This is a genomic window from Synechocystis sp. FACHB-383 (assembly GCF_014698605.1).
Taxonomy (GTDB): domain Bacteria; phylum Cyanobacteriota; class Cyanobacteriia; order Cyanobacteriales; family Microcystaceae; genus Synechocystis; species Synechocystis salina.
Genome location: NZ_JACJTJ010000032.1, coordinates 1 through 24,604 on the forward strand (window position 1 = coordinate 1; position 24,604 = coordinate 24,604).

Here is a 24,604-nt window from a genome sequence, read left to right on the forward strand (position 1 = left end):
TGTCCCGTTTCTCGTTTCAATTTAAGCAAATCCTGAACGGTCGTTTTGCTTACTTGAAACTGCTCTGCTACTTTTCTAATTGAGGTTCCACCACCTTCATAGGTCTTGACTATCCTTTCTCTTAGATCAACTGATAGAGCTGGCATTTTACTTTTCGATGAACTCCCCTGAATATTTGTCCCTCATTGTACCACCTCGTCATAGAATCCGCCGTAATTACGATTTCTTATGTGGAAGTGATAGAGGAGGTCACTGTCGCATGACCTGTTCGACCATAGAAATATCGGTTTGCTCCACCCATGAATTAACGGCTCAGGATGTAAATTATGAGCTAATACTGGAACCAGAAATACTCTTAATCGAAATCAATCCCCAGCCCTCCATTGGATTGCATTTAGAGCCTGTTACCTTACAAGAAATAGTGGTAGAAAACGAGGTTTTAGAAATAGAACTATCTGACCTGACTACTGCTATTTCTGTCTATGAAATTGATGAATATTATCAGGTTTTGCCAATTACCAATGGACAAGATGAATTTATTCTGGACTATTCCCCCCTTGCCCCTGCTAGGTCAAAACTCTTCTTAAATGGACAAAAGTTGTTTTATGGAGAGGATTACAACGCCGCTGGCAATGTGATCTATTGGCTAGCCCCTCAATTCCTTGAGTCTGGCGATCGCCTCGAAATCTACTATTACTAGGAGCAAAAAAATGACTCTTTTACAACGCAAACAATTAGATTGGATTAACGCTGGCTGGGTTGGTATTGCCGCATTTGAGGCAACCGGCGGCAGTGGCGTAATCACAACTGAAATTACCGCCGCCCTAGGCACCGCTGGACGAGGTGGAACCGCTGTCCCTGTGCAAATCAGCGCCAGCGAGGGGGAAGGCGTAATCGCAACCGGCGATCATAACCGAGTCGAAATTTACGACAGCGCCACTAAAGAAAAACTGGTTGATGGTTCCGGCAACGAAGTTTACGGTCGAATTACTGAATCTGGTGGGGCCTATACCCTGACCTACTATGTTTTGGATGCCGGTGCCCAAACTGCCCACAGCATCAGTCCCGCCACGGACATTGACCTCTATTTTCCCTACCGATTCACCGCCGATAAATACCCTGTTGATGCGGCGATCGCCTTAACGTTAAAAAACGTCTATTCTGAACCTACCCCAGGCAATGGTGGGGCCAATCCTGAAATAGCAGAGCCAATCGCTGTTACTGCAGCAGATACCCTGGATGACTTGTCCACTACCCCTGCCACCGGCAGTGCTATGAAGCTTTCTGTGAATGGGCAAGTTTTTGCTTCTACTGAACCCAGTCCGGCCTTTAGTCGTAGCGGACTAGCTTTAACTTGGAGTGCGGCTAACGCAGGGTTCTCGCTGCAAACGACTGATAATGTCGTCGCTTACTACTTTGCCAGCTAATGCCGGGAATCCCGATTAAACAAATAACAGGGTTGCGATCCGAATTGAACGGAAAGCAACCCTTAAAGGGTATTGTCGCTCAGTTGATAACCAAAAAACAATTGGTCGCAACGGACGAATATTTCCAGCTTTTAAGGCCCCTTGAAAACAACACTGTCGTCAAGCTCCCTAACCCAGATGGGCTTGGGTATTGTGAATTTGAAATTGTCCATGGAGGCAATGGGGTTAAGACCCTCAAAATTCAAGAGTTTGACGGCACCCCGGTTGTTGATTTGAACAAATATGGGGAAGACGTTGCTAATACAGGGTTAAGGGCAATTTATGTCTACTTTTTTACTGGGGTTTGGTACGTCTGGGAGCGGGGATTCTTCCCGTTTGGGGTAGACCTAGATGAGGAATTAATACCAGGGGAAACCAACGAAATTGACCCAGAAGACGTTAATCCTCCCGGTGGCGGCGGGGGTGGTGGCGGTGATGAAGGCGATCCCGAAGAACCTCCGGTTGAGCCTGATCCGGTTGGAGTTTTGACTATTGATTCAACTAACAGAACTAGGTTTAATGCGCCCATAACGGGCAACACAGATATTGACTTTGTTTATAATCGCTTCCTGTTTTTCCGGTTAGTTTACCTATCGCTGGATTACCTTGGCGGTGATGTCCAGTGGGATAGTGCAATTATTTGGCCCCGTGGGGAACCAGAATTGATTCCTGGGGTTAGACATTACTTTTTCTTCCTGACTCTCAACCGTGGCAATAGCTGGATTGCTTACCAGTATTTTGTTGAAGTTTCGCCGATCGCCTGGAGTGGCAGTGAGTCTGGATTCTGTCAACTGACACCACCCAGTTATGGCTTTACCTGGGATCAGCAAACGGGCTTTGACGCAGGACAAAGTTGCACCCTGACAACGCCAGATTACAGCTTTACATGGAACCGTCAGGAGCAATTTGATCTAGGTGCAAGCTGTGAATTAACAGCCCCAGACTACAGTTTTACCTGGGATCAACAAACTGGTTTTGACAACCTTGAAAACTGTGACCTGGAAACTCCAGATTACGAATTTGTCTGGACTCAGGAGGATGGTTTTGACGAGTGTGAACAATGCGAGTTAGAGCCGCCCGATTACACCATCACCCAAGACCCCAATTGACATGACTACCCATACCGATAGCGCAGGCAACAAATACCTAGGTAATTGCATTTGGAGCAATCACAATCCAGTTTTTCGGACAGATTTTCACCTAGCTGGATTCCCCAAAACTGCCGACATTGCCGCCCTTAGAACTGCCATCGCAACACTTTACAGCGACCTTTCATACACACCAGCAGGAGAAAGTGGGGGATTTTGGGGAGTAGCCACGGCTAGTTCTGCCCCTCTGTCTACCCATTATGGATTTCCAGGTGGCCCAACGATCGCCAATGGTGCCCCCACCGCTAGCCTCAGTACCTTAGATGGGGTTTGGGCTGGGAAGTCCTGGGATGGAACCGGAACCGGCGGAGCAAAAGTGGCGATCGCCATTGACGATATTTTGAGCTTTCCCACGGGCGCAAATATTAACTCCAATGTGGTAATTGGAGCCAGTGCCAACCACACGGCAATTCTGGAGTTCAACTACAAATATGCCGACGAAGGGTACGTTTATCGGTTTAGTTATGCTGGCAAAGTTCAGGACATCAACACCGGATTTGATTACTACAACGCTAGCCTGTTAACTCAAACAGTGGTTGGAGGCTGTTCATCTGCTTCAACAGGAGCCACCGGGGCCAACACCATTCTTCCTTTTGACCTTTCCCACTACATAGCCGACGCAAGCAAAGCGGCCCTGAGTACCGGAAGGGCAGAATACGAAATTGTTTGCGCCAACGAGGAAGAGCCTACCGCCCAATGGGCCACCGACTTTTATGTGTTCGATAGTGATACCGACATTGGCGATCCATGCATCGGCAGACTGCCGGGATTACTTTTGGCTCAAGGGAGTTATACCCTACTTAAACCAGTACGAATTAGCTCCATCACCACCAGTAGTCCCTGGTTTTTGCCCGTGGCTACCTTTGCCGGAAAAACAGTTTTAATGCAAGTTCACAGCACCATGGTTTAAGAAACGTATAAATTGAGAATTAGGCCACAGCACGATCGCCAGTGGCCATGAACAAATTTCAACAGTTATTAGCCAAATTATTCCGAATTCCCACGGCAGAGCAAAAGCAGCGAGGCTATGACGGTGGCCGTCGGGATGGGGCCAGTGTGTCCGGGTGGTTCACTGGGGGAGGCAGTGCGGACAGTGAATTGTGGAGTGCGCTGGTTACCCTGCGGCAACGAAGTTGGGATTTATACCGCAATGACCCTAACGTATGCGGGGCGGTGAATGATATTGTGTCCGAGACGGTGGGCCAAGGCATTCTGCTTCAGTCCAAGGTGACCAAGAAGCGGGGCAGCGGGCTAGATATTAAAACTAACACCGCCATAGAAGAAGCATTTAATCGGTGGGCGGACAATCCTAAATGGTGCGATGCGGCGGGGAAGCTTACCTTCTGGAAAATGCAAAAAACCGTCCTCCTATCCGTGCTTGTGAGTGGCGAAATATTGGTGCGGATAGTGAAAAAACGGTTTGAGGATTCGCCGTTACCCTTCGCCCTGGAGCTAATTGAAGCTGACCAACTGGACGACCAATACACCGTGCAACAAACTCCCAACGGCAACCATGTCCGCATGGGGGTGGAGGTGAATGAATGGGGCCGTCCCGTGGCCTATTGGGTGCGTCCCTATCACCCAGGGGATATTTGGCAGGGGCATCAGGGGCCATCCCAACGGATTCCAGCTTCAGAAATTTTGCACATCTTTAATTGGCGGGGTTGGCGGCCGGGACAGACCAGGGGCGTTCCCGCTTTGCATTCAGTGATTATCCAAGCCCGGAATTTGTTGGGTTATCAAGAATCGGAAATCGTCAAAGCCCGCATACAGTCCTGCATTGGGATGTTTTTCGAGAATGAAGCCCCCGACGAAATCGGTTTGCCCCAAGATGATGATGGCTACTACTATCGCCAGATGGAGCCGGGCATGATTGACGATTTGCCCCCCGGCAAAAAGTTGGTGCCCTTTGATCCCTCTTCCCCTAATCCCAACTTGCCGGAATTTGTGCGGACCATGCAAAGGAGCGTAGCCCGAGGGCTTAATACTTCTAGCTATTTGGTGTCTGGAGACTTGGCCGATGCCAATTACTCCTCCATGCGAGTCGGACTACTCCAGCAGCGTAAGCAATTTGAAATTTTTCGGGATGACATCAACGAAGACCTCAACCATAAGATTTTTCATATTTTTATCAAGCAAGCGGCGATCGCCAACTACATCAAATTCCCGGCGGATTGGGAATGGAATGAAGGACACTATATTAAAGACTGTTGGGTGGGAGAAGCGTGGCCTTGGGTAGATCCGGGCAAGGATGCCAGAGCCAAGCAAATCGAATTGGAAATGGGCACTACCACTGTGACCAAAATCCTGAAGGAAAAAGGCATCGACATTGAAGAGCATTTCGCTGAGTTGGCCCAAGAGCAAGAATTGCGGAAAAAGTATGGCTTAGAACTGGTGGCGGAAGTGGAACCTGCTGCCCCGATCGCCGTTGTTGCGGAATTGGATGCTATGGAAGCTGAAGATGAAATGGAGGACGAATCGGAAGAGGAAGACCTGGAGGATTTAGCGCCACCAAAACGACTACCCCGCAAGCGCAAAAAACGCCTTAAAAAATGGGCTTAATGGAGTTCGTATAAATCCATCATTTTTCTAGGAATAGGAAGGTGCCATGGAAACCAGAAAACTAGAAACGTCATTAAAACAGCCACAGACAAGGTTTTTGCAGCTTGAGCCAATGATGTCGGAGGCAGAACGGGAGACAGACCCGGATGTTTTGACCTTCTCCGTCAGTTCAGAATTGCCCGTAGAGCGATGGTGGGGAAAGGAAGTTTTGCAGCATTCCCCCGATGCGATGAACCTGGAGCGGCTTGATGGCATGGTTTTCCTCTGGGACCATGGCTGTGACCCCAAGGTTGGCCGTCGCCCCCTCGGGAAAGTCCTCGATTGGAAACTAGACGGCGATCGGTCCATTGCCTCCATTCGCTGGTCAAAAAAGGAAATGGTGCAGGAGTTTCGTCAAGACGTAGAGGAAGGGGTTTTAACAAATATCAGCTTTGGCTATCAGGTGGACGATTACCGAGTAGTGCCCGGTGATGATGACGACACCGTGGTAATTACCCGTTGGACCCCCGTGGAGATCTCGTTAGTTTCGGTGCCGGCCGACCATACCGTGGGCGTGGGTCGCAGTTGGGAACCAGACCTGAAACCTCCTGAACCAGAGCCGGTGGAAGAAAAAGTCACGGCCCAACCTGAAACCAGGGAGGCTCCACCGTATAAATCCACAATTGAGACCAACAACGAACCTATAGGGGAAGCCATGGGAACCGAAAACAACGAGGAAAAGGTAATTCAGTTTGACGTGGAGGCAGAACGGGCCAAGCTCCGTCAACAGGAATCTGACCGCATCCGGGGCATCGCCGCCCTTTGCAAAAAGCACAATTTAGCCTCCTTGGGGGATGAATTAATTGAAAAAGGCACCAGCATTGATGAAGCCCGCTCCATCGTCCTGGATAAAATTGAGCGCAATTACAATCCTGTTCCCCTGGGTGCCCCCCTAGGTGATGCCAATATTTCTGGCTTTGGCGAAAGGGAAGATAAGCAATATTCTTTGCTCAATGCTTTGCGCTCAATTTGCCCTGGCTTCCCTGAATATCAACAGAAATGTTTTGAGCGGGAAGTATCCGAAGAAATTGGCCGCAAAATTGGCAAAACTACCGCTGGTTTATACATCCCCGTCCGCCATCTCACCGTGGGCAGAAATCAAAAACGGGATGCCCTCAACACCGCCGCCACTGCCTATGGTGGTCAGTTGGTTGACACCGAACTCCGCTCCCAGGACTTTATCGAAGCTCTCCGCAATAAGGCGATCGTCTTTCAGCTTGGGGCCCGCTTTTTGACTGGACTGCAAGGCAATGTGGAAATTCCCAAGCAAACCGGAGTGGCGGCTACCTACTGGGTAGGGGAAGGGGGCACAATCCCGAGTACAGATATTACTTTTGGGCAAATTGGCTTGAGTCCCAAAAATATTGTTACTCGGATGTCTATGACCCGCCAACTCATGCTTCAAGCAAGTCTTAGTGCAGAGGCGCTAGTGCGTGAGGATATGGTTAAGCAAATCGCATTGGGCGTAGATCGGGCGGCAATTTATGGTAGCGGTACCAATAATGAGCCTCGGGGTGTCTTGAATTACGCCATCAATACCTTGTCCTCTGGTTTGGGTGCTGACGGCACTGCTCCTACTTACGAAAATCTTGTCAAGCTCTGTTCCGAAATCGAAGTTGACAATGGGGATGTTAGCACCATGAATTGGCTTACCAACCCCCGAGTGAAAGCAAAACTGATGCTCACCCCCATGCAATCCAGTGGCGTGGAAGGGAACTTTGTGCTGAAAGATTCCGCTAGTATGTTGGGTTACGGATTCAATGTTTCCAACCAAGTGCCCAGCAACCTAGCCAAGGGTAACGGCACCAACCTGTCTGCTCTGATTCTGGGATGCTGGGATCAGCTCATCGTGGCGGAATGGGGCGTACTGGAAATTTTACCAAATCCCTATGGCAAAGGGTATGAAAATGGTAATATTGAACTACGAGCAATCAAGACACTGGATATGGCATTGCGCCATACCGAGAGTTTCGCCGCCTTGACTGACCTAATTACCGTCTAAAACCTATGTTTTATAAAGTAAGGGAGGGATTTTACCCACTCCTAAAAAACGGAACCTGTCTGCAACCGGGGGCAATTGTCGAATTATCGGATGCTGATGTGGATGGCTACTTGCACCAGTTAGAAGAGGTCGTCATTGAACAAAAGCCGGCGCCGACTACTACCCGCAAGACCAAGTCCAAGACCGAAGAATAGCATTTCTACCCCTGCCATTAAATTGGTGGGGTTATTTTTATTGCTAGTGTTTGCCTATTGACAGTAATATTTTTTGCGTGTTATAAACAGAAAGTTAGAGCCCTTCGCGGGATGGCCGTCCCCAAGGGCAGTACAACTTCATGTTAAGGAGCAGTTGCACAATGAGTATTGTAGCGGCAAAAGTTGCCATTTCAGGAATTAAAACTCTAGCCATTCACCACTTTGGTCCTGACGCTCTACCGCTAGAGAAACAAGAAAAGACCGGCGTTGCAGGGCATGACCCCATTGAATGGACACGCTCGGTATTGCTGACCAAGAAACGAGAATTATTTTTACCCCCCACCTATTTCTTTGGTTCCATCAAGGAGGGCGGCCGCCATGTGAAGAAAGGGCGGGGTTCTATCATGTATGACATTGCCGCCACATTGCAGATTGAAGACGACATGATTAAGCTTTGCCGGGATGGTGAGCCGATTGTGTTGCCGGAGGAACCAGATGTTTTTGACGCCTACAGTGTTCCCAGTGATGAACTACCATCCTCCTACGTTGAACGGATTGGAGTTAAAAACCCATCCACCAAAGCCCGAAATATTCGTTACCGAGTAGCGGTTAAGCCAGGTTGGGAAATGACATTCACCATTCTTTGGGATGTAACCATTGTTGCCAGAACCCAAATGCAACAGGCGTTAAATGCCGCCGGTCAACTGGTCGGGATTGCAGATGGTCGTGGTTCAATTGGCTATGGCCGTTATGTAATCCAGTCCTTTGATATTCAGGATTAGGTTTTAGGCTGTACATGTTGTGTTATGTCACGTCTCGTCGTGTCAGGTTGCGTCGCATCAAGTTGAGTCTCGTCTTGTCATGTTTAAAACAATCGGTGGCTATACAAGTCGTGTCTGGTTCAGTCTAGTCGCCGCTTGTCCTTTCACGTCATGTCATGTTTATCAACAGCCTTTGGCTGTACGAGTCCGGTGCTGTCCGATTCAGTCGAGCCAAGTCGTGTCTTGTTATGTCCGGTTATGTCGGGTTGTGTTTCGTTGTGTCATGTTTACCCACAGCTTTTGGCTGTACCCGTTTGGTTGGGTCAAGTCAAGTCGAATCGGGTTTTGTTAGGGCTTGTCGCGTCACGTTAGGTCGAGTCACGTCTTGTTTTGTTATGTCATGTTTACCCATCAAATTAAAGCCATGGATACCCAAGAAATTTATCAGCAAATAAAGGATCGCCGTCGTTATCCAAACTTGCCCGTTAATCATTGGAAGCGGCAACCGTTAGAAATCTGGAAACATACCAGGGCGGCAGTGTGGAAAAAATCAGGCGGGATGTGTGAATCACCCGAAAATGGCAAGCCCAAAAAAACCGGGGTTTGTATGCGGGAAGTGCCTTACGACAAAGCCCACATAGACCATATCCGTCCCATATCTTCCGGCGGTTCTAATCATGTCAGTAATTTAAGAACCCTTTGCCCCGTTTGCCATGCACTCAGAGAGGACCGCAAACATAAATCCATGCGGGACAAAATGAACAAAAACGGATTGTTACCAGATAACTTTGCAGACTTAATTTGGAATTAAGCAATGATTGAATCTGACATTCAAGAATTAAAAGAGCAAGCAATTGAACTTAACCGACAGATTGCTGACCAACTGCAACTCATTAAGCAAAATCAAAAACTCAGAAATGAGCAATATGCCAAGCTGGACAAGCAAATGAGTGAAACGCAAAAAATAATCGACTCACTGCTTAAGGAAAAGCAACCTCAAAAAAATTGGACTAAATTTTGGCAATTTGCTGATGGCTACCTTTCCCCCTCTCTTTTGGGCTTAGCCATTGGATTGTTTTGGGGGTTCTTTTTTTATTAACCGCCAGCACCTCTCCTGTATAAATCGACAATGAAGACAAACTTTTTGGAGAGAAAGAGGGATGTCCTTAACCGCCAACCGCAACGTCAGTTTCTTGCCCCAGGGCTTAACCACCGGCACGATCGCCAAGACCATCGATATTTCCACCGCCGCTGCTAATTTCAGCATTGGCACCATCCCCGCTGGGAGTGTAGTGGCCAGTGCGGCTGTGAAAAATCCGCAAACTATCTCTGCCACCACTGCTGTCAAATTTGGTATTGGGCGCTTGACCGCCACCGCTGACCCCGACAAATATTGGCTGTCCACCAATCTAGCCGCTGTGAATACTGCCAAAACTCTGCTGGATACGGCCGCCAGTGTTACTGCTGACGAAGAAATTGGCTTGTTTGCCTGCGATACCAACGGGGCCGCCGCTGGCACCATTGGCGGGACTGGCCAATCCGTGGATGTGCTGATTACCTACATCACAGCGGAGACTCTGTAATGGCCAGGAAAAAAGAACCAACGGCGATCGCCTATCGGGTGGCGAAATATAGCTGTTGGCATCGGGGGGTGGAGTACAAGGTCGGTGATATTTTGCCCCCTATGTCCGTCCCAGAGTTGAACGTTCATCTGGTCAATGTGGAATTGGTGGAAGTTCCTGCCGAACCAGAAGCCGAGACAGTTTCCGTTGAGGTTGAACCGGAAGCTGATGTTTGAAGACGATCTAACGATTTTCTTTGCTGATTTCGGTGAGGATTTTGACTGGAATGGCCAGACCCTCACCTGTATTTTCAATGAGCAACATGACCCCCTGACTATTGCCGCCAATGGATTGGCCATTTCTGCCTTGGTTAAAAAAATTGATGTTCCCGGTATTCAGCCCAATGATGCCGTGGCGATCCGGGACAAGGATTACACCGTGGCAGAAATTAATCCCATTCAAGATGGGCGCTTGGTCAAAATCTTTTTAGAGGAAGCATGATCTCCTACACACCAGAAGACCGGGACATCCTGATCAAAACAGTTTGGGGAGAAGCTAGGGGCGAAAAGGCGATCGGGAAGATGGCAGTTGCCTGGGTAATCCTCAATCGCACTCGCAAACCGCAATGGCCCAACACCATTAGGGAAGTTTGCCTCCAGCCCTGGCAGTTTAGTTGTTGGAATGACAATGACCCCAACCGGGGCAGGGTGAATAATCTCAATACTGAATCCGCCGACCCTGTGATCGCCGAAGTGCGTCGCTGTGTCGATATGGTTTTGCAGGACTTGGTGCTAGACCCCACCAATGGGGCTGATCATTACTATGCCGATTGGATTGCCACCCCCAATTGGGCCAGGGGAAAGACCCCATCTTCGGTAATTGGGCGGCACCGTTTCTTTAACTTGCACCCAGTACCGACATCCAAGCCAGAGGAATCGCCCATGGTAGTCATCAGGGAAAATATTGAACTGCATAAGCTGGGGTTTGCTCTGCTCAAGGAAATTCAGGAATACCTAAAGACTTTGGGCTACTATGACGACACCATTGACGGCAAATTTGGCAAAAATACGGCCCATGCCTTTGCCTCATGGAAAGGTGATCGGTGGCTAGAATTTCCCACTATTATTGGTCCCGGCAGTTATCGCCAATTAAAAGAGGAAGCTGAAAAAAATCCAGCTATTGATTGGGCTAATTTTGACTCAAAAATCTCCAAGTATTTCACCGTTGGGGAAGTGGCATTAAATCAGCGAGAGCGCATTCCTACCAATCCAGAGCATCGCAAGAATGCCATCCTCTTGGCACAGAAACTGGATACGGTGAGGGAAGAATGGGGAAGTCCAATTATTGTGACAAGTTGGTATCGTCCCCCGGCAGTAAACCAACGGGTAGGAGGGGCAAAGAATTCCCAGCACCTCTATGGTTTGGCTGCTGACATTAGGCCAGCGAGTGGCAATATCCATCATTTCCAATCTTGGCTTGATGCCCGCTGGACATTTGCCATGGGCTATGGGGCAAGCAAGGGCTTTGTCCACTGCGACTTACGCCCTGGGCGCATTAGATGGAATTATTGACGGCGATCGCCAAGGTTCCATTATTTGTCACCTATCCCACCGGCTAAAATGATCAGAAAAATCTACCGTAATACCGCAAAAAAACAGTTGTTGTGGGCACTCAAACACCTACCTCCAGGTCTGCAAATTCGATGCGCTCACATTTTCTATTGGACAAGGGACAAAAAGGAAAACGCCATCCATGTCAACCTTGTAACAGGATACACAGAGGCAGAGTATAAAGAATTTCTTGAAAAATTGAGCTTCGAGTATGGCTATGAAATTGGCACTTTGATGGATGGAGTCGTTTGGTTTGAAGGGGGCGGATGGTTGGAATTTGTCGAAGATGACGAAGTGGATAGTCAATGGTGGGAGTTTCGCCTACGACCAGAAATTCCTCCCCATCTAGAGCGATCACCATCTGACCCCGTATAAATCAAAAATAAAGCCACAGCCGAGACCTCCATAAACTCCTTAGTGTCATGCCCCTATCTCCTCAGGGGCTTTTCCTTATGCGCCTTGCCATCCTCCAATCCCTACAAACCCAACTGGGCACCATTACCACTGCCAACGGTTACAGCACCGACATTGGCCAAAATGTGGAATATTGGGACGTTTACCCCGACGATTACAATGGCCCACCGGCGATCGCCTTCCGTGACACCGACACCGAATACGAGAGGATTAACCAGAACTACCAACAGAAAGTCAATGTGGAATTGTCTGCGTTCAGTTGGACAACCAAAGAGAATAAATTGGTGGATTCCTGCAACTTGCTAGAGGATTTATATCAAGCAGTAGTGGTGGAGCCGTGGGATAGCAATGTCATTGCCGTCCGGGCCATGCGAGACAGCAAAATAATTGCCGCTAAGGGAAAACAGGGGATATTGGTGGAATTAAGTGTAGAGATTGAATACCGTCAACGGGGCCGCTGATCACCGGGGCCCTTGGTTTGACGGGAGTGGATACCTAAGCCTTGGGACTGAAGCTGCATTATCAAGCCGGCAAATTCATCCGCCAAATATTCTACCTTGGAATCCAGCTTTTCAAGCTGCTTGTCTCTGGATTCCAGTTTCTCAGAAAGTTGCTTAATGTTTTGCCGATTTTCCACCGCAAACAACTCAAATCCATGACAAATATCGCTAGCGGATTCTGCAATGTCTCGCCGCAGAGAAATTCGCAGATCCTCCTTTAATTCGTTTCTATGATTCGACTCAAGTACTTGTCCTTCGGTTATTTTCTTCTCCAGCAAATCTAGACGCTTGTTCGACTCATCCACATTGGATTTGAGTCCCCGCACCCACCAGATAATTGAAAAGAATATAGCAGTAGTCGTCAAAAGTGTCCCTGTGATCCAGGGTAGGGGGATGTGAATGTCGTCCGTGCTGACTTGGTAACTGGGAAGGGTGGAGTTTTGCAGTAGGTAACGCATGGCACTAGCGGGGCATTTACCCTTTTATTGTGGGCTTATACGGAGAAGAGGGAGTTTGTATAAATCCACAATTAGGGCAACTTCAACTTTTGCGAGGAAAAGACCATGGCGTTTGGATTGCCCGAATATTATCAGCGACTAGGCGGCACAGTACACATTGGTGAAAGAGATTTGACCACCGGCACCCTAGCGGCCACTGGACTAACCTTTCTGGGGGATGCGTCCGAGTTGACCTTTGAAACCTCCCAGGAATTTGTGGAGCACATGGAGCACCAATCCGGTGACGGTAAAAAGGATGTGAAAATCCCCCGGATGACCACCATCAACGGCAACCTAATTCTGGATAACACTGGCTCCCAAAACTTTAAAACCTTTATTCGGGGCACCTTGGCCACTGATACCGGTGCTAGTGTTTCCGCCGAAGCCCACACCGCCCCCGCTGCTGGCAGTAGCTTTTTGCTGACCAAGCCCATTGTTAATGCGGTCACCAGCATTACCTCGGATCCCACTGGTACGACCTTTGTGGCCGGGGACGATTATGTGGTGGATGGTCGTCTGATTTACGTTCCCGAAGGTTCTGCCATGGCCGGCGATCCTATTTTGGTCAACTACACCTCCGGTGATAGCACCGAAGCATCTTTCTTTGGGGAAAACTTCAAAGAGTATTACCTGTTTTTCCAGGGCTACAACACCATCAACAAAAAACGGGTGAGCCTGGACTTCTACAAGGTCAGTTTTGATGCTGCTTCCCTGGGCAACCTGTTGGGGGATGAAATTATCCAAATGACCTGCCCATTTGAAGCTCTGTTTGAACCGCTTCAGTCCACCGCTGGTAACCTGGCTGGTTACGGTAATTACGTTTTGGCTGACTAATAATCGGTTTCATTTTTCAGCCCGATCGCCGTTTGGGATTTCGGGCTAATCATTTTTTTAACCACAATTTTTATGGCCAGCAAACAACTAGCAGTTTTAATTCCCGCTGAATCCTTCGCCACCAGCGCCGGGACCATCACCCTCAAGCCGTTCAAGTTTAAGCAATTGAATGAGGCATTGGAGTTGGTGGATAAATACCTGCAAATTATCTCTAATCCGGAATTGACCACCGACCAGATGATCTCCGCCCTATTGCAAAAGCAGGAGGAAGGTTATGCGGTCATGGACGATATTGCCAAACTAATCACCCTGGTATCCGGTGTTTCTGAACTGGATGATTTTGGCTATGACGAGGTGATCTGCCTACTGACGGAAATCCTGCAAATGAATATGGATTTTTTCACGGCAATCAGCAAACGACTAAATCCCAAAAAGGCAGAGGCCAGCGGGGAAGAGGCGGCCCCGGCGAAGACTGGGGACTAACCATTTCCCGATTGATTAAAGCGGGGCATCGGTGGGAAGAAATTCAAAATTACACCTTTGCCCAAATCAAACTTTTCCTGGAATGTTCCGCTGAATTAGAAGCCGAAGACCGTCGCAATCAGTTGATGTTGACGGCGATCGGTGCCCAGGGAAATGACAAATCTATCAAAAAAGCGTTGAAGGGATTGGGCGGCCATGGCTAATAATCAGGGTTTTGCGGCAGTTGTTGGTTCCATCGAACGCCTGCGGGATTCTCTGATTGGCGACGCTTCCCGCCGGGCCGCCTATGGTCGCACTCGATTATCTGAGGAACGTCGGCAGACCGATGAGTTGCGGGCGATCCGCAAAGCTATTGACGGGGCTAATCGCAAGGAACGGGCCGCGAAGGCATTTACTGGCCCTAAGCAATCCCCCAAGGAACGCCCCAGGGATGAACGGGGCCGGTATATTTCCGCCAGGAAGTCAAAGGCGATCGCCCCTGCCAGGGCAATGGTGCCGGATGATTTTGCCAATCAGTTATTGGCAGAGTGGAAAGTTGCCCTAGGGGATATTAAGCAAGTCACCACCCAGGAAATGCGGGCGTTGGTGGCGGACATTCGGGGGCAAGCCCTGCGTCCCATTCGTCCCATGGAGAGACAACGCAGGGAAAAAGATTTAGGTTCAGAAAAAATCAGCATCCGGTCATCTTTTTTAACGGTGACAGCGGATCGGGTAGCGGTAAGCGCCAAGTCGAAGGAATCCCAGCAAAAAGATAATGCTAGCTTAGCCAAGTCCCTGGCCGGAGAAATCAAAAACCTAAAAATTCAGGTTGATGGTGGGCGCAATAATCCCCTGGGCTTGGTGTTCCAAGGGCTAGTGGCAGGCATCGGCTTCAAGATTGGCTCTGATATTTCTAAGGGATTGCAAAAAGGGTTCAAGGAAAGAACGGGTTTTGACGCTAAGACCGCCGGGGCTGGCGTTGGTCGCTTTGTCGGCAATCCCAAAGAGTCCGCTAGGGAAACCGTCAGGGCCCGACGGCGATCGCAGGTAAGAAATTATTCCGTCCAGGAAGCCCAACGCCTGGCCCAATTTGAAAACGTTGATATTGCCGACGATAAGGAAAATATCTTCACCGTTGGGGGTATGGGTGCCAAAGGCAAGGGTGGGGTTGATATTGCCAAAAAACTGAAGGATATGTTGGGCAAGGATAAGGTGAAAACCATTCCTTTCAAGACCCAAAGCACTGACCCATTGGTGGATGCCAAGGAAGAGGCTTTACAGTTTTCCTTCCAACTGTATTGGAACTATCTCCGCAATATGTTTGTGGAGGGTGCCAACCCCGATGCTATTAAGTTGGCCGCCAAGGTAATTGCCGCCAAGCAAAAAAATAAAAACGCCAACATTCAGCTAGTGGCCCACAGTCAGGGTGGCGATGTGGTCGAAGAGGCGATCGCCATTTTGATGGAGGCGGGCATTGATGATGTGGTGGGTACTGGTTTGGGTTCCCCCAATATGGGAGTGGGCTTCAAAACCAAGGGTCGGTATCGGTCTATTTTTGGCAAAACCGATGAAGTTCAACAGTCTGGGCTAACCGGTCTTTTTGGGCGCAGAGGAAAAAAGCGGGATGCTGATAATGTTGCAGGCATTTCCGACTTGACGGGCCATGGCATCAAGTCCTACCTCGCCCACCCAGAAACGTTGGAGCGCATCGCCCCAGAGCAACGGGGGGCACTGCTTAAAAAGAGCCTGCGCCAGCAAATTGGCGGCATTGTTAATCAAGGCAATGTGGCGGCGGATATGGCTGAAGCGGGACAGTTATCCGACCAAGCGCTAGAAGCCATCGGCAAAAAATTAATAGCGGAAATTAAGGATGGACAGCAGCTAATCCAAACTGCCCAAGAGGAATCCATCGCTCCATTGATGGACTACTACCGGCAACTTTCCCGACAATTGGCCGGTGTATTTCCTAGCCTGGGGACAGAATTTGCCGAGCTTAATGCCGTTGCCAATCAGTTTATTGATGCCCGCAACAAAATCAAGCAAGACCTGGAAAATGCCCAAAGGGAAGTAGCCCAGGTTCAAGCCCAAACGGATGCCCTCCAGCCAGAACAGGCAGGCGATCGCCAGTCGGTAGCCATTCCCATTGAGCAGGGGCGGCCACGGGTTAGACCGGTGCCCCAAATGCCTCCACCCCAACAAATTCCCATTGATTGGCAAGATCCGCCACAGCCGGAGAGTGAGTCCCAACGCCGCACCCGCTTGAACCAGGAACGGTTAGCCAAGGCCCAGGAACGGGAAGCAAAACGGGCTAGGGAACAGGAACGGGTAGCTAGGGAGATTGGCCAACAGGACTATGAAATCGAGCGGCTAAAAGAAGAATACATTAAGTATTTATACGGATTAGTCCAACGTTCTCGCAATAATGCCAGCCAAGGTATTTCCGAGCGGATTCCTGGCTATAACCAAATGTCCTCCACTGAGCGGGGGGCATTGGCGGATCGGGAATATCGTTCCCTAGAAGAACAGATGGGCGGTTTCCGGGATATTGCCGCCAGCGGTGATATGGTTGCGCTCAAAGCAGAGGCGGAGCGACTAATTCCGTTGATTGAACAAGCCCGTCGGATGAATTTAGATGCTGGCCGTCAAGGGGTTCTAGCGGAAACCAGAAATCAGGACTTGAATGCCCTGCGGTCTGAATTGCTCCAAGGGGCCAGGGGCGGGGCTCAGGTGGGGGTTGTTAGTGCCCTGAACCTAAACACCAAGGCGATGCGGGATTTGCAACGTTCCATTGAGCGGATGCTAGCGGATCGTGGTGGGGTGCGGAATATTGACCCGGATATGGCCCAAGATCGCCTAGGGATTGATGTTCCAACCCGGAATTCTCCAGTGCCGGAGGTGCAAATCGAGGAAGCACCACTCCTAGAACAATTCGCTACCTACCTCCTACAAATCCAGCAAAATGCCAGGGATGCGGCGGAACAGCAAGTCGAGGTGATGCTGTCCGGTTTTCGCACCATGACCACCCAGGGCAAAAAGGATTTTGCTAAGTCATTCTCCACTGCCATCAATCAACGGGCGGCAGAATATCGCAAGGCGATCGCCGATGGTCAAAGGCAATTGGCTAATGAGTTGGGTATTGGGTTACTGCAACAAATCCAATCCGTCCGCAAAATTTACGACACCATCCTCTCCGATCCGGCTTCCCAGAACATTGGGCGCAAATCTATCCAGGGCATGAAGGGCAACCTCACCGCTGTGGAGAATGAGGTGCTACGGGGTCAGCCCAACATGAGGGGGCGATCGCCAGAGGGATTGCTCCAAAATTTGGAGTCTGCCCAAGAAATGGCGGCGGCGGGGGACAATGCGGCCCAATCGTTTATTAATGCAGTATTGGCCAATGTTACTGAAGCCCTAGGTGCTGGGGCTGCGGTGGGGGATGCTCTGGTGGAAGGAACCGAGGAAAGCTTGGATATTTCCTCTCCTTCCAAGCGGATGGCAAAAGTCGGTAAGCAATCCATTGACGGACTGGTTAATGGTGTGGAAGCTGGCCGCCAAGCAGTGATGGATGCCTTTAATGGAGTCCTCGATTTTCTGGAGCAAATCCCCTTCATTGGCAACCTCGTTAAATGGGGACGCATGGCCATGAATGCCCTGGGTGGCGTGTTCCAAGGCAAAAAATCAAGCCAAGCACCAGAATCTCCCACCACTGAACCTGATCGCCGTCGTGGTCGTCGAGCTAAGCCCAAGGCAAAAACTAAGGCGCTGGAACCCAAAGCTGATTACGATATTTGGGACGAACCGGCCGCCCCTAAACCAGAAGGATTTGGTGGGGCCGATAAGTCGGCATGGGGCCCTGCCATTGACCCGAAACAGCAAGCCGATAAATATTTGGCTTACCTGCATCAGTGGCTAGAGGGTATCCGGGATAGCTTCAAAACCGGACTAGATACGGAACTGACCGAGTTACGGGCATCCGGTGCCGACATTGCCCAAGCCGTCCGGGGCAAAATTGATAACCTCAACCAAGGACTAGACCAGAAAAAAGCCCAATTCCGTCAGGCGATCGCCGAAGGGAATAAAGTTCTGGCTAAGGCATTGGGGCTGGAATTGTTGGAGCAAACCGAGCAGGTGAAGGTGCTCTATCAGCAGATGAGCCAAGAGGTCACCACCGCCAAGGGCAAAAAGCTCTGGAGCGGTAAAGCCGGGGAATCTACTAAGCTCCGAAACGAAGTAATCAAAGGTCAGCCCAATATGAAAGGGCGGGCCGCCACTGGGTTATGGCAGGAAATTGGCAATAGTGTTGATGAAGGATTCACCGCTGGCATTGAATCCGACCTAAAAAGTGCCGAACAGTCCGGAGTAGATATTGGCGAAGCGGCGATCGCCGGAGCGAAAAAAGCCCTGGGCATCAAATCACCGTCCCAGGAATTCTTTGAAATCGCCAATATGGTGGTGGAAGGCTGGAATGGTGGCTTGGAAGCCCTGGGGGATGGGGCGGCCAATAATGTGCGCCGATTCCTGCGGGATGTGGACGAAGGTGCTAACAATGCGGTCGGCTCCTTTCAAGGGGCAATGAAGGAACTGCTAGGGCAATTGAATGAAGCATTCCCCATCTTTGGACAAATTGGTAAATTAGCCCTTGCTGTTTTTGGCGGGATGATTTTGGAGAATGTGCTTGGGGCGGCCATTCAGGCATTTGCTCAACTGGCCAGCGCTAGTTTTGAGGCTGTGATTGGCTTTGAATCCTTGAACCGTAGCTTTGTTGCCCTCACTGGTAGTTCTGCTAAGGCAAAATCCGAGCTGCAATTTGTTAGTGACACCGCCAAAAAACTGGGCATTGACCTACAAACTGCCGAGCAAGCCTATCAAGGACTACTGGCTACCACCCGGGGGACGGCATTAGAGGGAACTGAAACCAAGAAAATATTCGATATTTTTGCCCAAACTGCTTCGGTGCGGGGGCTATCCACCGAGGAACAAGGGCGGATGTTTGCCGCTATCCAACAAATGCTGGGCAAGCAAAAGGTATCTGCTGAGGAAGTTCGGGGGCAATTAGGGGAAATTGCCGGACTAGATTTCCAGGGCACCCTCGCTCGTTCCATGGGAATTGGGGTGGCCCAGTTAGATGATGCAATGTCCTCCGGTTCCCTCAATGCCGCCGATGTGTTGCCCAAGGTGGCCGCTCAATATGCCGCCGAAAATGCTGCCGTTTCCAATAGTGCTGAAACCACCGCCCAGGCGATCGCCCGTTATAACAACGCCATCCTAGAAATGCAGCGGGGGATGGGTGGCTGGTTCTTTGGTGTTAAAGAGGCGATTAATGCGGCGGCCGTAGCTGTGGAATGGTTCACCAAGTTATTGCCAGGACTAATCCAATTTGTTTCTGCTCTGGGATTGGTGCTGGCTTGGAATAGCGTGTCCTGGGCTAAAGCTTTGATTGTGGTGATTAAAAATAGCCAGCTTGCCATGGCCATCCTAACCACGCTCAAGTCGGCGATCATGGCATTCATTAAGGCGATATTGCCCCAATTAGGCGTATTTATCGCCAAAACCCTGCTATTGCAATTAGCGCTTGATGCTCTCGGGGCCGCATTCAATGTTACCCAAAACCGATTCAAGGAATATGCCAATTCTATTGACGCAGCCACTAAAGCGGCGATCGCCCATGAAGCGGCAGTGGCAAAGCTCAATAAGACTACCTCGCAATCAAATCCACTACCCACTGACGGCCGGGGCGTTGTTACGGATCAAACCTGGAAGCCCTTTGGGTTTGACACGGGGCTAAACCTAGAAGGCACTCGCAAAGCATTGGGACTGACCACCCTGGGCGAAAAGCAGATGAATGATTTCATCGTTCAAAGCAGTGGCCAAATGTTGGCCGCTGACCAAACGGTGATGGCAGGCAATGAAGAGAAGAAACGAGTAGAGCAAGTTCTCGCCATTGAGGAACAACTTAATGTTGTCCGCTCCCGTCGCTTTGAAAATATCGCCGGCGATCGCCAAGCCTACGAAAAATCGGTGGAGGAAGAGAAAAAGTTATTGGCCCAACGGGAAGATTTGGTGGCGGCCACCTCTGCCTATGGTGAACGATTGACCAAAGATATTACCGCTACGGAACAGGCATTGTCTGACTTAGATGCTTTGGTAGCTCGGGGAGGTATCACCCGGGCGGCAGAGCAAACCCAGCGGGCGGCATTAGAAGATCGCCTGGGGGCATTGAAAGAAGCCCAGCAAGGTTTCGATAAATTGGTTAATTCTGTCCAGATGTCCACTAATGCCCTGAGCCGGGAACTGGAGAAAATCAGTGAAAGTATGGCGGCATTTTCCGAAACCCTGGAGCGAATTTCCAGTCGTCGCCGCATTGATTACTTGACCACAGCTTTGCAGGATGGCACGGGGTCAGCGGTGCGGGGGGTGGGCTTAGCCAACCTTTCCCAGCAGGAAGCCCAGCAACGGGAAGCCTTTTTACAGCAAATGTTGGGGCAACAGGAAACCCTATTGCAGGATGACCAATTTGCCAAAGAATACCAGGAACTGGAACGGCAACTACTAGAACGGGGGCTGGAAATGAATCTGGCTTCCCTGGAAAGAGTCATTGGCGAAAATCGAGATCCGCAAACCACAGCGGTAGCGGAATTGGCCAAGCGTATCATCGAAACCCGCCAGGAATTACAACAAACCCAAGAGGCGATCGCCCAGAATGCCATCGACCTAGAGGAAAGCGTATTTGGGCTTACCCGTCAGGTAAATGACTTTTTCCAGAACCTGACCCAGCAGATAGTTGATGCCCAGTTTGAAATTGCCAAAGCTACCAACCAACTAAAATCCGGGCAACTAAAACTGAGACTGCAACGGGCATTGGTGCCTGGTTCCAATAGTTTCCTCAATGGGGTTGTGCAATCCATCCAGGGCTTATTTGATGAAGCGGCCGGGGTGCTGGATTCGATTTTGGGTTCCCAGCAAAGACGCTTCCAACTGGCCGGAGCTAATTACAGCTTGGAAAATCAAATGCAGGATTTCCAAAGGTCTGTGGCAGGGGCAACGGAAGCGGTGAATGCGTTCCGGGCTTCCTTGGGTGGGGGAACGGCAACAACTTCCACTGGAACCACGGCAACTGCCACCACTACGGCCGCCACCGGGCGATCGGCAACAACCGGAGGAACTGGGCGGACAATTACCCGTAATTTTGCCAGCGCAAAAGTTGGTGAGGGCAATTGGGCAGGCAGAATCAATCAGCCTGGAGTGGTTCGGAAGCTGGCGATCACCGCAGGGCACTGGAATACCTTGGGTGGCGGTGCTCCTGGCGAGAAAGAATACAACAAAATCATCTTTGAAAAATTAATCAAGGATGCCCAAGCTATGGGCATTGAAGTCGCCTATTTGACGGTGGAACAATCCGCCAAGATGAGCCTAGATCAGGTGGGAGCCTGGTTACAGCAAAAGGAAAAAGAGGGATTCTATGCCTTTGAAATTCACAACGACATGGCGGGCGGCAAGGCAGGAGTCATTGTCGGCAATCAGATTAGCGAGATGGACCAACGGCTACGGAAAGAGTTTGGCGGTTTTCCCACTCCATGGAAGCCACGGGGATATGAGCTAGGGCTTCCCCGGCGCAATGTCAGTATCCTAGAAGTTAACGAAATGGGGGCAATTAATCGACTCAACGCCCAACAAAAGCAACAAGCGGCCCAGGAAGCTTCCAATCGTATTTTGGGAGCGCTGTATGGAACGGGCGCACCCCAAGCAAGTGCCGCTAATGCCTCTGGTCAACTGACCCCGGCCAATATCCAATCCGCAGTAAAAGCCGCATCTCGATTCAACGGACAGGTGAATAACTGCGCTCTCGCAGTAAAAGCATTTACCCAGGCATTAGGATTGAACACTTCCGCCATGGATGCCACGGCCAACAGTTCCAAAAAAGTTGGGCAGGTGATGACTGACTTCTCCAAGATTCAACCCGGAGACATTATTGGCTGGGATAAGTCGGCAAGGCATGGCGATGAACACACCGGAGTCTATTTGGGTGGGAAAAAGGTTTTCCATTCCTCCGCCTCCCGTGGTTACAGAGCCGACGTTTACAACGACTTTGATTATTTCCGTCGTCAACCTGGAGCTTATTTTGTGCGTCCTAGTGGCATGGCTTCCGCTCCATCTGCCCAGCCTGCTGGCACCTCAGCGACCACGGCTCAGCAAAGTCAAAGCAGAAATGCCTTGGCTGCATTGCTGAAAAAATTTGGTTCGTCAATGACCCCTGATGACTTTTATGCTGTCAGCCAACAAACGGGAGTGGGGGTTGATGCCTTAGTTGTGCAAGCCATGATCGAATCTGGTTTTGGCACAAAAGGTCGGGGGGCAAGATACAACAACCCTCTCAACTGGGGCAATGATGATGCAGGAAACAATCGAGGATTTCCTAATATGCGGGCCGGGCTTTTGGCGGCCGCACAGGGGTTAAAGAAAAATTTCAACTTCACCACCCCGGAACAATTTATAGCGAACAATTTCCGGGGCAAGTATGGCATTTATGCTACCGACCCACAATACAGGACTAAATACGAAAAAGCCTTAAACCAAGTTCGGGGAGCAGGGATTGGGGCTTCCATTCCTACCACTGCCCAAGCTAACCAAGCGGCGGCGACTACTCCAGCTAATGACCCCGTGGTGGATCGGGCTAGGGGGTTAACCAGTCAGATGCAGGGCTTGAATAATCAATTGGCGGATCTCAGTGATGCTGATGCGGCTTTGAAAGTCGAGCAATTTTTGCTAAATAACCAGCAGCGGTTTGAGGAAATATCCCGACAATTTGGGGGCTTTACCAGGGACACCGTTAACGCTACCCAGGATGCCCGCAACGAATTTGCTGACCTGATCGCCCGTTATGGCGGCCAGACTTTGACCAGTCAGGCAGAGGCAGATTTGCGGGAACTGGAGGCAACTTTCCGCAATAAACGGATGGGGTTAGAACAACAGGTCAGAGACATTAATGATTTCTTGAAGGGGACAGAAAGATTTCAGCAAGAAATGGAGGCGATCGCCGCTGGATTTGGTTCTTTACCCCCAGAACAACAGCAATTATTGCAACCGATTCTGGAACGATACAATGCGACCCGGGAAACGATTGGGGCATCGGTTACGGCGGCCAAATCTGCTTTGTCGGAAATCCAAGGGCAATTGGGCCAATTGGACCAAGTGAGGAAACAGGCGGAGCAATTTATTCAAATTCAAGCCCAACAGCGGACTATCCAACAGGAATTGCAAACCGTTGGGCTAGAGGCGGAAATAGCCCAAGCTTCTGGCAACAATGAAGCCAGGTTGCAATCTGAACTGAAACGGATTGAGTTGAACCGGGCAAGCATGGCCAACGAGGCCACCTTGTCCATGGGCGACAGGCCAGAGGATCTGAAAAAATACCTGGCTAATCTGCAAAAGTCGGCGGATATTTCGGCTCAGAGGGCAGTGTATGAAAGGGAAAGTGCTGATGCGGCAATCGCCTTGGAGATAATCACCAAAGCAATTACCAGGGCAGAATTTGAGGGGAATGAAGCCCGGAGACTGCAACTGGAACAAGCCAAGGCGGCCATTGAATTTAAGCAAGAGGAAGCCCGCATCAACCTGGAGGTTTTTGAGACGAACAAAAAGAATGCACTGCTAGAAGAAAACAGGCTGGGCTACCTGAACAAAATCGAGCAAATTGAGCGGGATTTCGGGCAACGGCAAATTGAACGGGCGGATTTGGCCTTTGAACGGGAACAACGGTTCAACACCAATGCGGTCAGCTTGGAGCGGAATCCATACACTGCGGCCACCATGCAGCAAGGTATGGAGGAGGAGCGGCTACGGGCGGAATTTGCCAAGAAAGAATTTGAAATTCTCAATGACCCCCGCTATGGCACAGCGGCAGAAAAGCAAGCGGCGATCAACCGGGAAGCAGATATTCTGGCCCAGAATTTGCAGTTGGTTGACCGTCAATTCCTCGACCTAACCGAGAGTATCGGCATGGGGGTAGCCGGGGCATTTAACAGCTTTTTTGATGCCCTGCTCCGGGGTGAAAATGCGTTGCAGGCCTTTGGCAATGCCCTGATGGAATCCTTGATGGAGATTGGTAAAAACCTAATTAACACTGGGGTACAAAGTTTGGTCGGTGGTCTATTTGGCTTTTCCGAGGGTGGTTACACAGGTCCGGGAGGCAAATATCAACCAGCGGGCATTGTCCATGCTGGGGAATTTGTGGTCAATAAGGAAGCTACCAGGGAATTAGGCTTGCCACTGCTAAATGCCCTCAACCAAGGCATCAAACCCGGTTATGCCCTGGGGGGACTGGTGGCCCCGATGAACCTGGAAAGTAATCTGCTGTCTGGGTTAAATTCCCGCCCCAGCTATAACCTCAACCCCTCCGCCCTGGCCACCGCAGAAGGCCAAAAGGCCAACGGCGATCGCCGACCGAATATCACCATTGAGCAGAATTTCCATGCTCCGGTGGATCGGTTCAACGCTTCGGCCAATACCTTGGCCAGGGAACAGGCGGAAGCAATGCGGCGGGCCATTCGTTAGGA

Annotated in this window: 21 protein-coding genes; 20 read left to right on the forward strand and 1 reads right to left on the reverse strand. The window is 50.2% G+C overall.

The window, feature by feature from the left end; genetic code table 11:
* Positions 1 to 259 precede the first annotated feature (259 nt).
* From H6G45_RS09175 to H6G45_RS09250, 16 genes are all read left to right on the forward strand, one after another.
* On the forward strand, positions 260 to 700 hold the full coding sequence (locus H6G45_RS09175) for a hypothetical protein (RefSeq protein WP_190598152.1): 441 nt from the start codon (positions 260 to 262) through the stop codon (positions 698 to 700).
* A 10-nt stretch (positions 701 to 710) separates the two neighbouring features.
* Positions 711 to 1,427, forward strand: coding sequence for a hypothetical protein (locus tag H6G45_RS09180; RefSeq protein WP_190598153.1), 717 nt, complete (start codon positions 711 to 713; stop codon positions 1,425 to 1,427).
* A 44-nt stretch (positions 1,428 to 1,471) separates the two neighbouring features.
* Positions 1,472 to 2,575, forward strand: a complete 1,104-nt coding sequence (locus H6G45_RS09185) for a hypothetical protein (protein WP_190598154.1) — start codon at positions 1,472 to 1,474, stop codon at positions 2,573 to 2,575.
* Between the two features lies 1 nt (position 2,576).
* Positions 2,577 to 3,524: a hypothetical protein gene (locus H6G45_RS09190; RefSeq protein ID WP_190598155.1), complete on the forward strand. Its 948-nt coding sequence runs from the start codon at positions 2,577 to 2,579 to the stop codon at positions 3,522 to 3,524.
* 47 nt (positions 3,525 to 3,571) lie between these two features.
* Entirely contained in the window at positions 3,572 to 5,176 is a 1,605-nt protein-coding gene (locus H6G45_RS09195; RefSeq protein WP_190598156.1) for a phage portal protein, read from the forward strand.
* A 46-nt stretch (positions 5,177 to 5,222) separates the two neighbouring features.
* Positions 5,223 to 7,217 (forward strand): phage major capsid protein, encoded by a 1,995-nt coding sequence (locus H6G45_RS09200; protein ID WP_190598157.1) that lies wholly within the window; start codon positions 5,223 to 5,225, stop codon positions 7,215 to 7,217.
* Positions 7,218 to 7,222: 5 nt separating this feature from the next.
* Positions 7,223 to 7,411: a hypothetical protein gene (locus tag H6G45_RS09205; RefSeq protein WP_190598158.1), complete on the forward strand. Its 189-nt coding sequence runs from the start codon at positions 7,223 to 7,225 to the stop codon at positions 7,409 to 7,411.
* 161 nt (positions 7,412 to 7,572) lie between these two features.
* Positions 7,573 to 8,193 (forward strand): hypothetical protein, encoded by a 621-nt coding sequence (locus tag H6G45_RS09210; RefSeq protein ID WP_190598159.1) that lies wholly within the window; start codon positions 7,573 to 7,575, stop codon positions 8,191 to 8,193.
* A gap of 379 nt (positions 8,194 to 8,572) precedes the next feature.
* Positions 8,573 to 8,983: an HNH endonuclease gene (locus tag H6G45_RS09215; protein WP_199309667.1), complete on the forward strand. Its 411-nt coding sequence runs from the start codon at positions 8,573 to 8,575 to the stop codon at positions 8,981 to 8,983.
* Positions 8,984 to 8,986: 3 nt separating this feature from the next.
* Entirely contained in the window at positions 8,987 to 9,271 is a 285-nt protein-coding gene (locus H6G45_RS09220) for a hypothetical protein (RefSeq protein ID WP_190598160.1), read from the forward strand.
* A gap of 61 nt (positions 9,272 to 9,332) precedes the next feature.
* The gene (locus tag H6G45_RS09225; RefSeq protein WP_190598161.1) at positions 9,333 to 9,755 is read left to right on the forward strand and encodes a hypothetical protein; all 423 of its coding nucleotides are present in this window, start codon (positions 9,333 to 9,335) and stop codon (positions 9,753 to 9,755) included.
* Complete coding sequence (locus tag H6G45_RS09230; protein WP_190598162.1) at positions 9,755 to 9,970, forward strand: hypothetical protein; 216 nt, start codon at positions 9,755 to 9,757, stop codon at positions 9,968 to 9,970. The genes H6G45_RS09225 and H6G45_RS09230 overlap by 1 nt, the downstream gene beginning before the upstream one ends.
* The gene (locus tag H6G45_RS09235) at positions 9,963 to 10,235 is read left to right on the forward strand and encodes a hypothetical protein (protein WP_190598163.1); all 273 of its coding nucleotides are present in this window, start codon (positions 9,963 to 9,965) and stop codon (positions 10,233 to 10,235) included. The genes H6G45_RS09230 and H6G45_RS09235 overlap by 8 nt, the downstream gene beginning before the upstream one ends.
* Positions 10,232 to 11,305, forward strand: coding sequence for a D-Ala-D-Ala carboxypeptidase family metallohydrolase (locus H6G45_RS09240; RefSeq protein ID WP_190598164.1), 1,074 nt, complete (start codon positions 10,232 to 10,234; stop codon positions 11,303 to 11,305). The genes H6G45_RS09235 and H6G45_RS09240 overlap by 4 nt, the downstream gene beginning before the upstream one ends.
* A 48-nt stretch (positions 11,306 to 11,353) precedes the next feature.
* On the forward strand, positions 11,354 to 11,719 hold the full coding sequence (locus H6G45_RS09245; RefSeq protein ID WP_190598165.1) for a hypothetical protein: 366 nt from the start codon (positions 11,354 to 11,356) through the stop codon (positions 11,717 to 11,719).
* A gap of 77 nt (positions 11,720 to 11,796) precedes the next feature.
* Entirely contained in the window at positions 11,797 to 12,219 is a 423-nt protein-coding gene (locus H6G45_RS09250; RefSeq protein ID WP_206754990.1) for a hypothetical protein, read from the forward strand.
* Here the strand turns inward: H6G45_RS09250 and H6G45_RS09255 are convergent.
* Positions 12,204 to 12,716: a hypothetical protein gene (locus H6G45_RS09255; protein WP_190598167.1), complete on the reverse strand. Its 513-nt coding sequence runs from the start codon at positions 12,714 to 12,716 to the stop codon at positions 12,204 to 12,206. The two genes, H6G45_RS09250 and H6G45_RS09255, sit on opposite strands and share 16 nt — an antisense overlap.
* 105 nt (positions 12,717 to 12,821) lie before the next feature.
* Here H6G45_RS09255 and H6G45_RS09260 point away from each other — a divergent pair, with 105 nt between their 5' ends.
* The 4 genes from H6G45_RS09260 to H6G45_RS09275 all read left to right on the forward strand — a co-directional run bounded on the left by H6G45_RS09260 (position 12,822) and on the right by H6G45_RS09275 (position 24,602).
* Complete coding sequence (locus H6G45_RS09260) at positions 12,822 to 13,589, forward strand: hypothetical protein (protein ID WP_190598168.1); 768 nt, start codon at positions 12,822 to 12,824, stop codon at positions 13,587 to 13,589.
* Positions 13,590 to 13,661: 72 nt separating this feature from the next.
* A complete protein-coding gene (locus H6G45_RS09265; RefSeq protein ID WP_190598169.1) occupies positions 13,662 to 14,072 on the forward strand; it encodes a hypothetical protein in 411 nt (136 codons plus the stop codon).
* A gap of 11 nt (positions 14,073 to 14,083) precedes the next feature.
* Positions 14,084 to 14,275 carry a hypothetical protein gene (locus H6G45_RS09270; protein ID WP_190598170.1) on the forward strand — a complete coding sequence of 64 codons (192 nt, stop codon included), beginning with the start codon at positions 14,084 to 14,086 and terminating at the stop codon, positions 14,273 to 14,275.
* Positions 14,268 to 24,602 (forward strand): tape measure protein, encoded by a 10,335-nt coding sequence (locus H6G45_RS09275; RefSeq protein WP_190598171.1) that lies wholly within the window; start codon positions 14,268 to 14,270, stop codon positions 24,600 to 24,602. The genes H6G45_RS09270 and H6G45_RS09275 overlap by 8 nt, the downstream gene beginning before the upstream one ends.
* Positions 24,603 to 24,604: the final 2 nt, after the last annotated feature.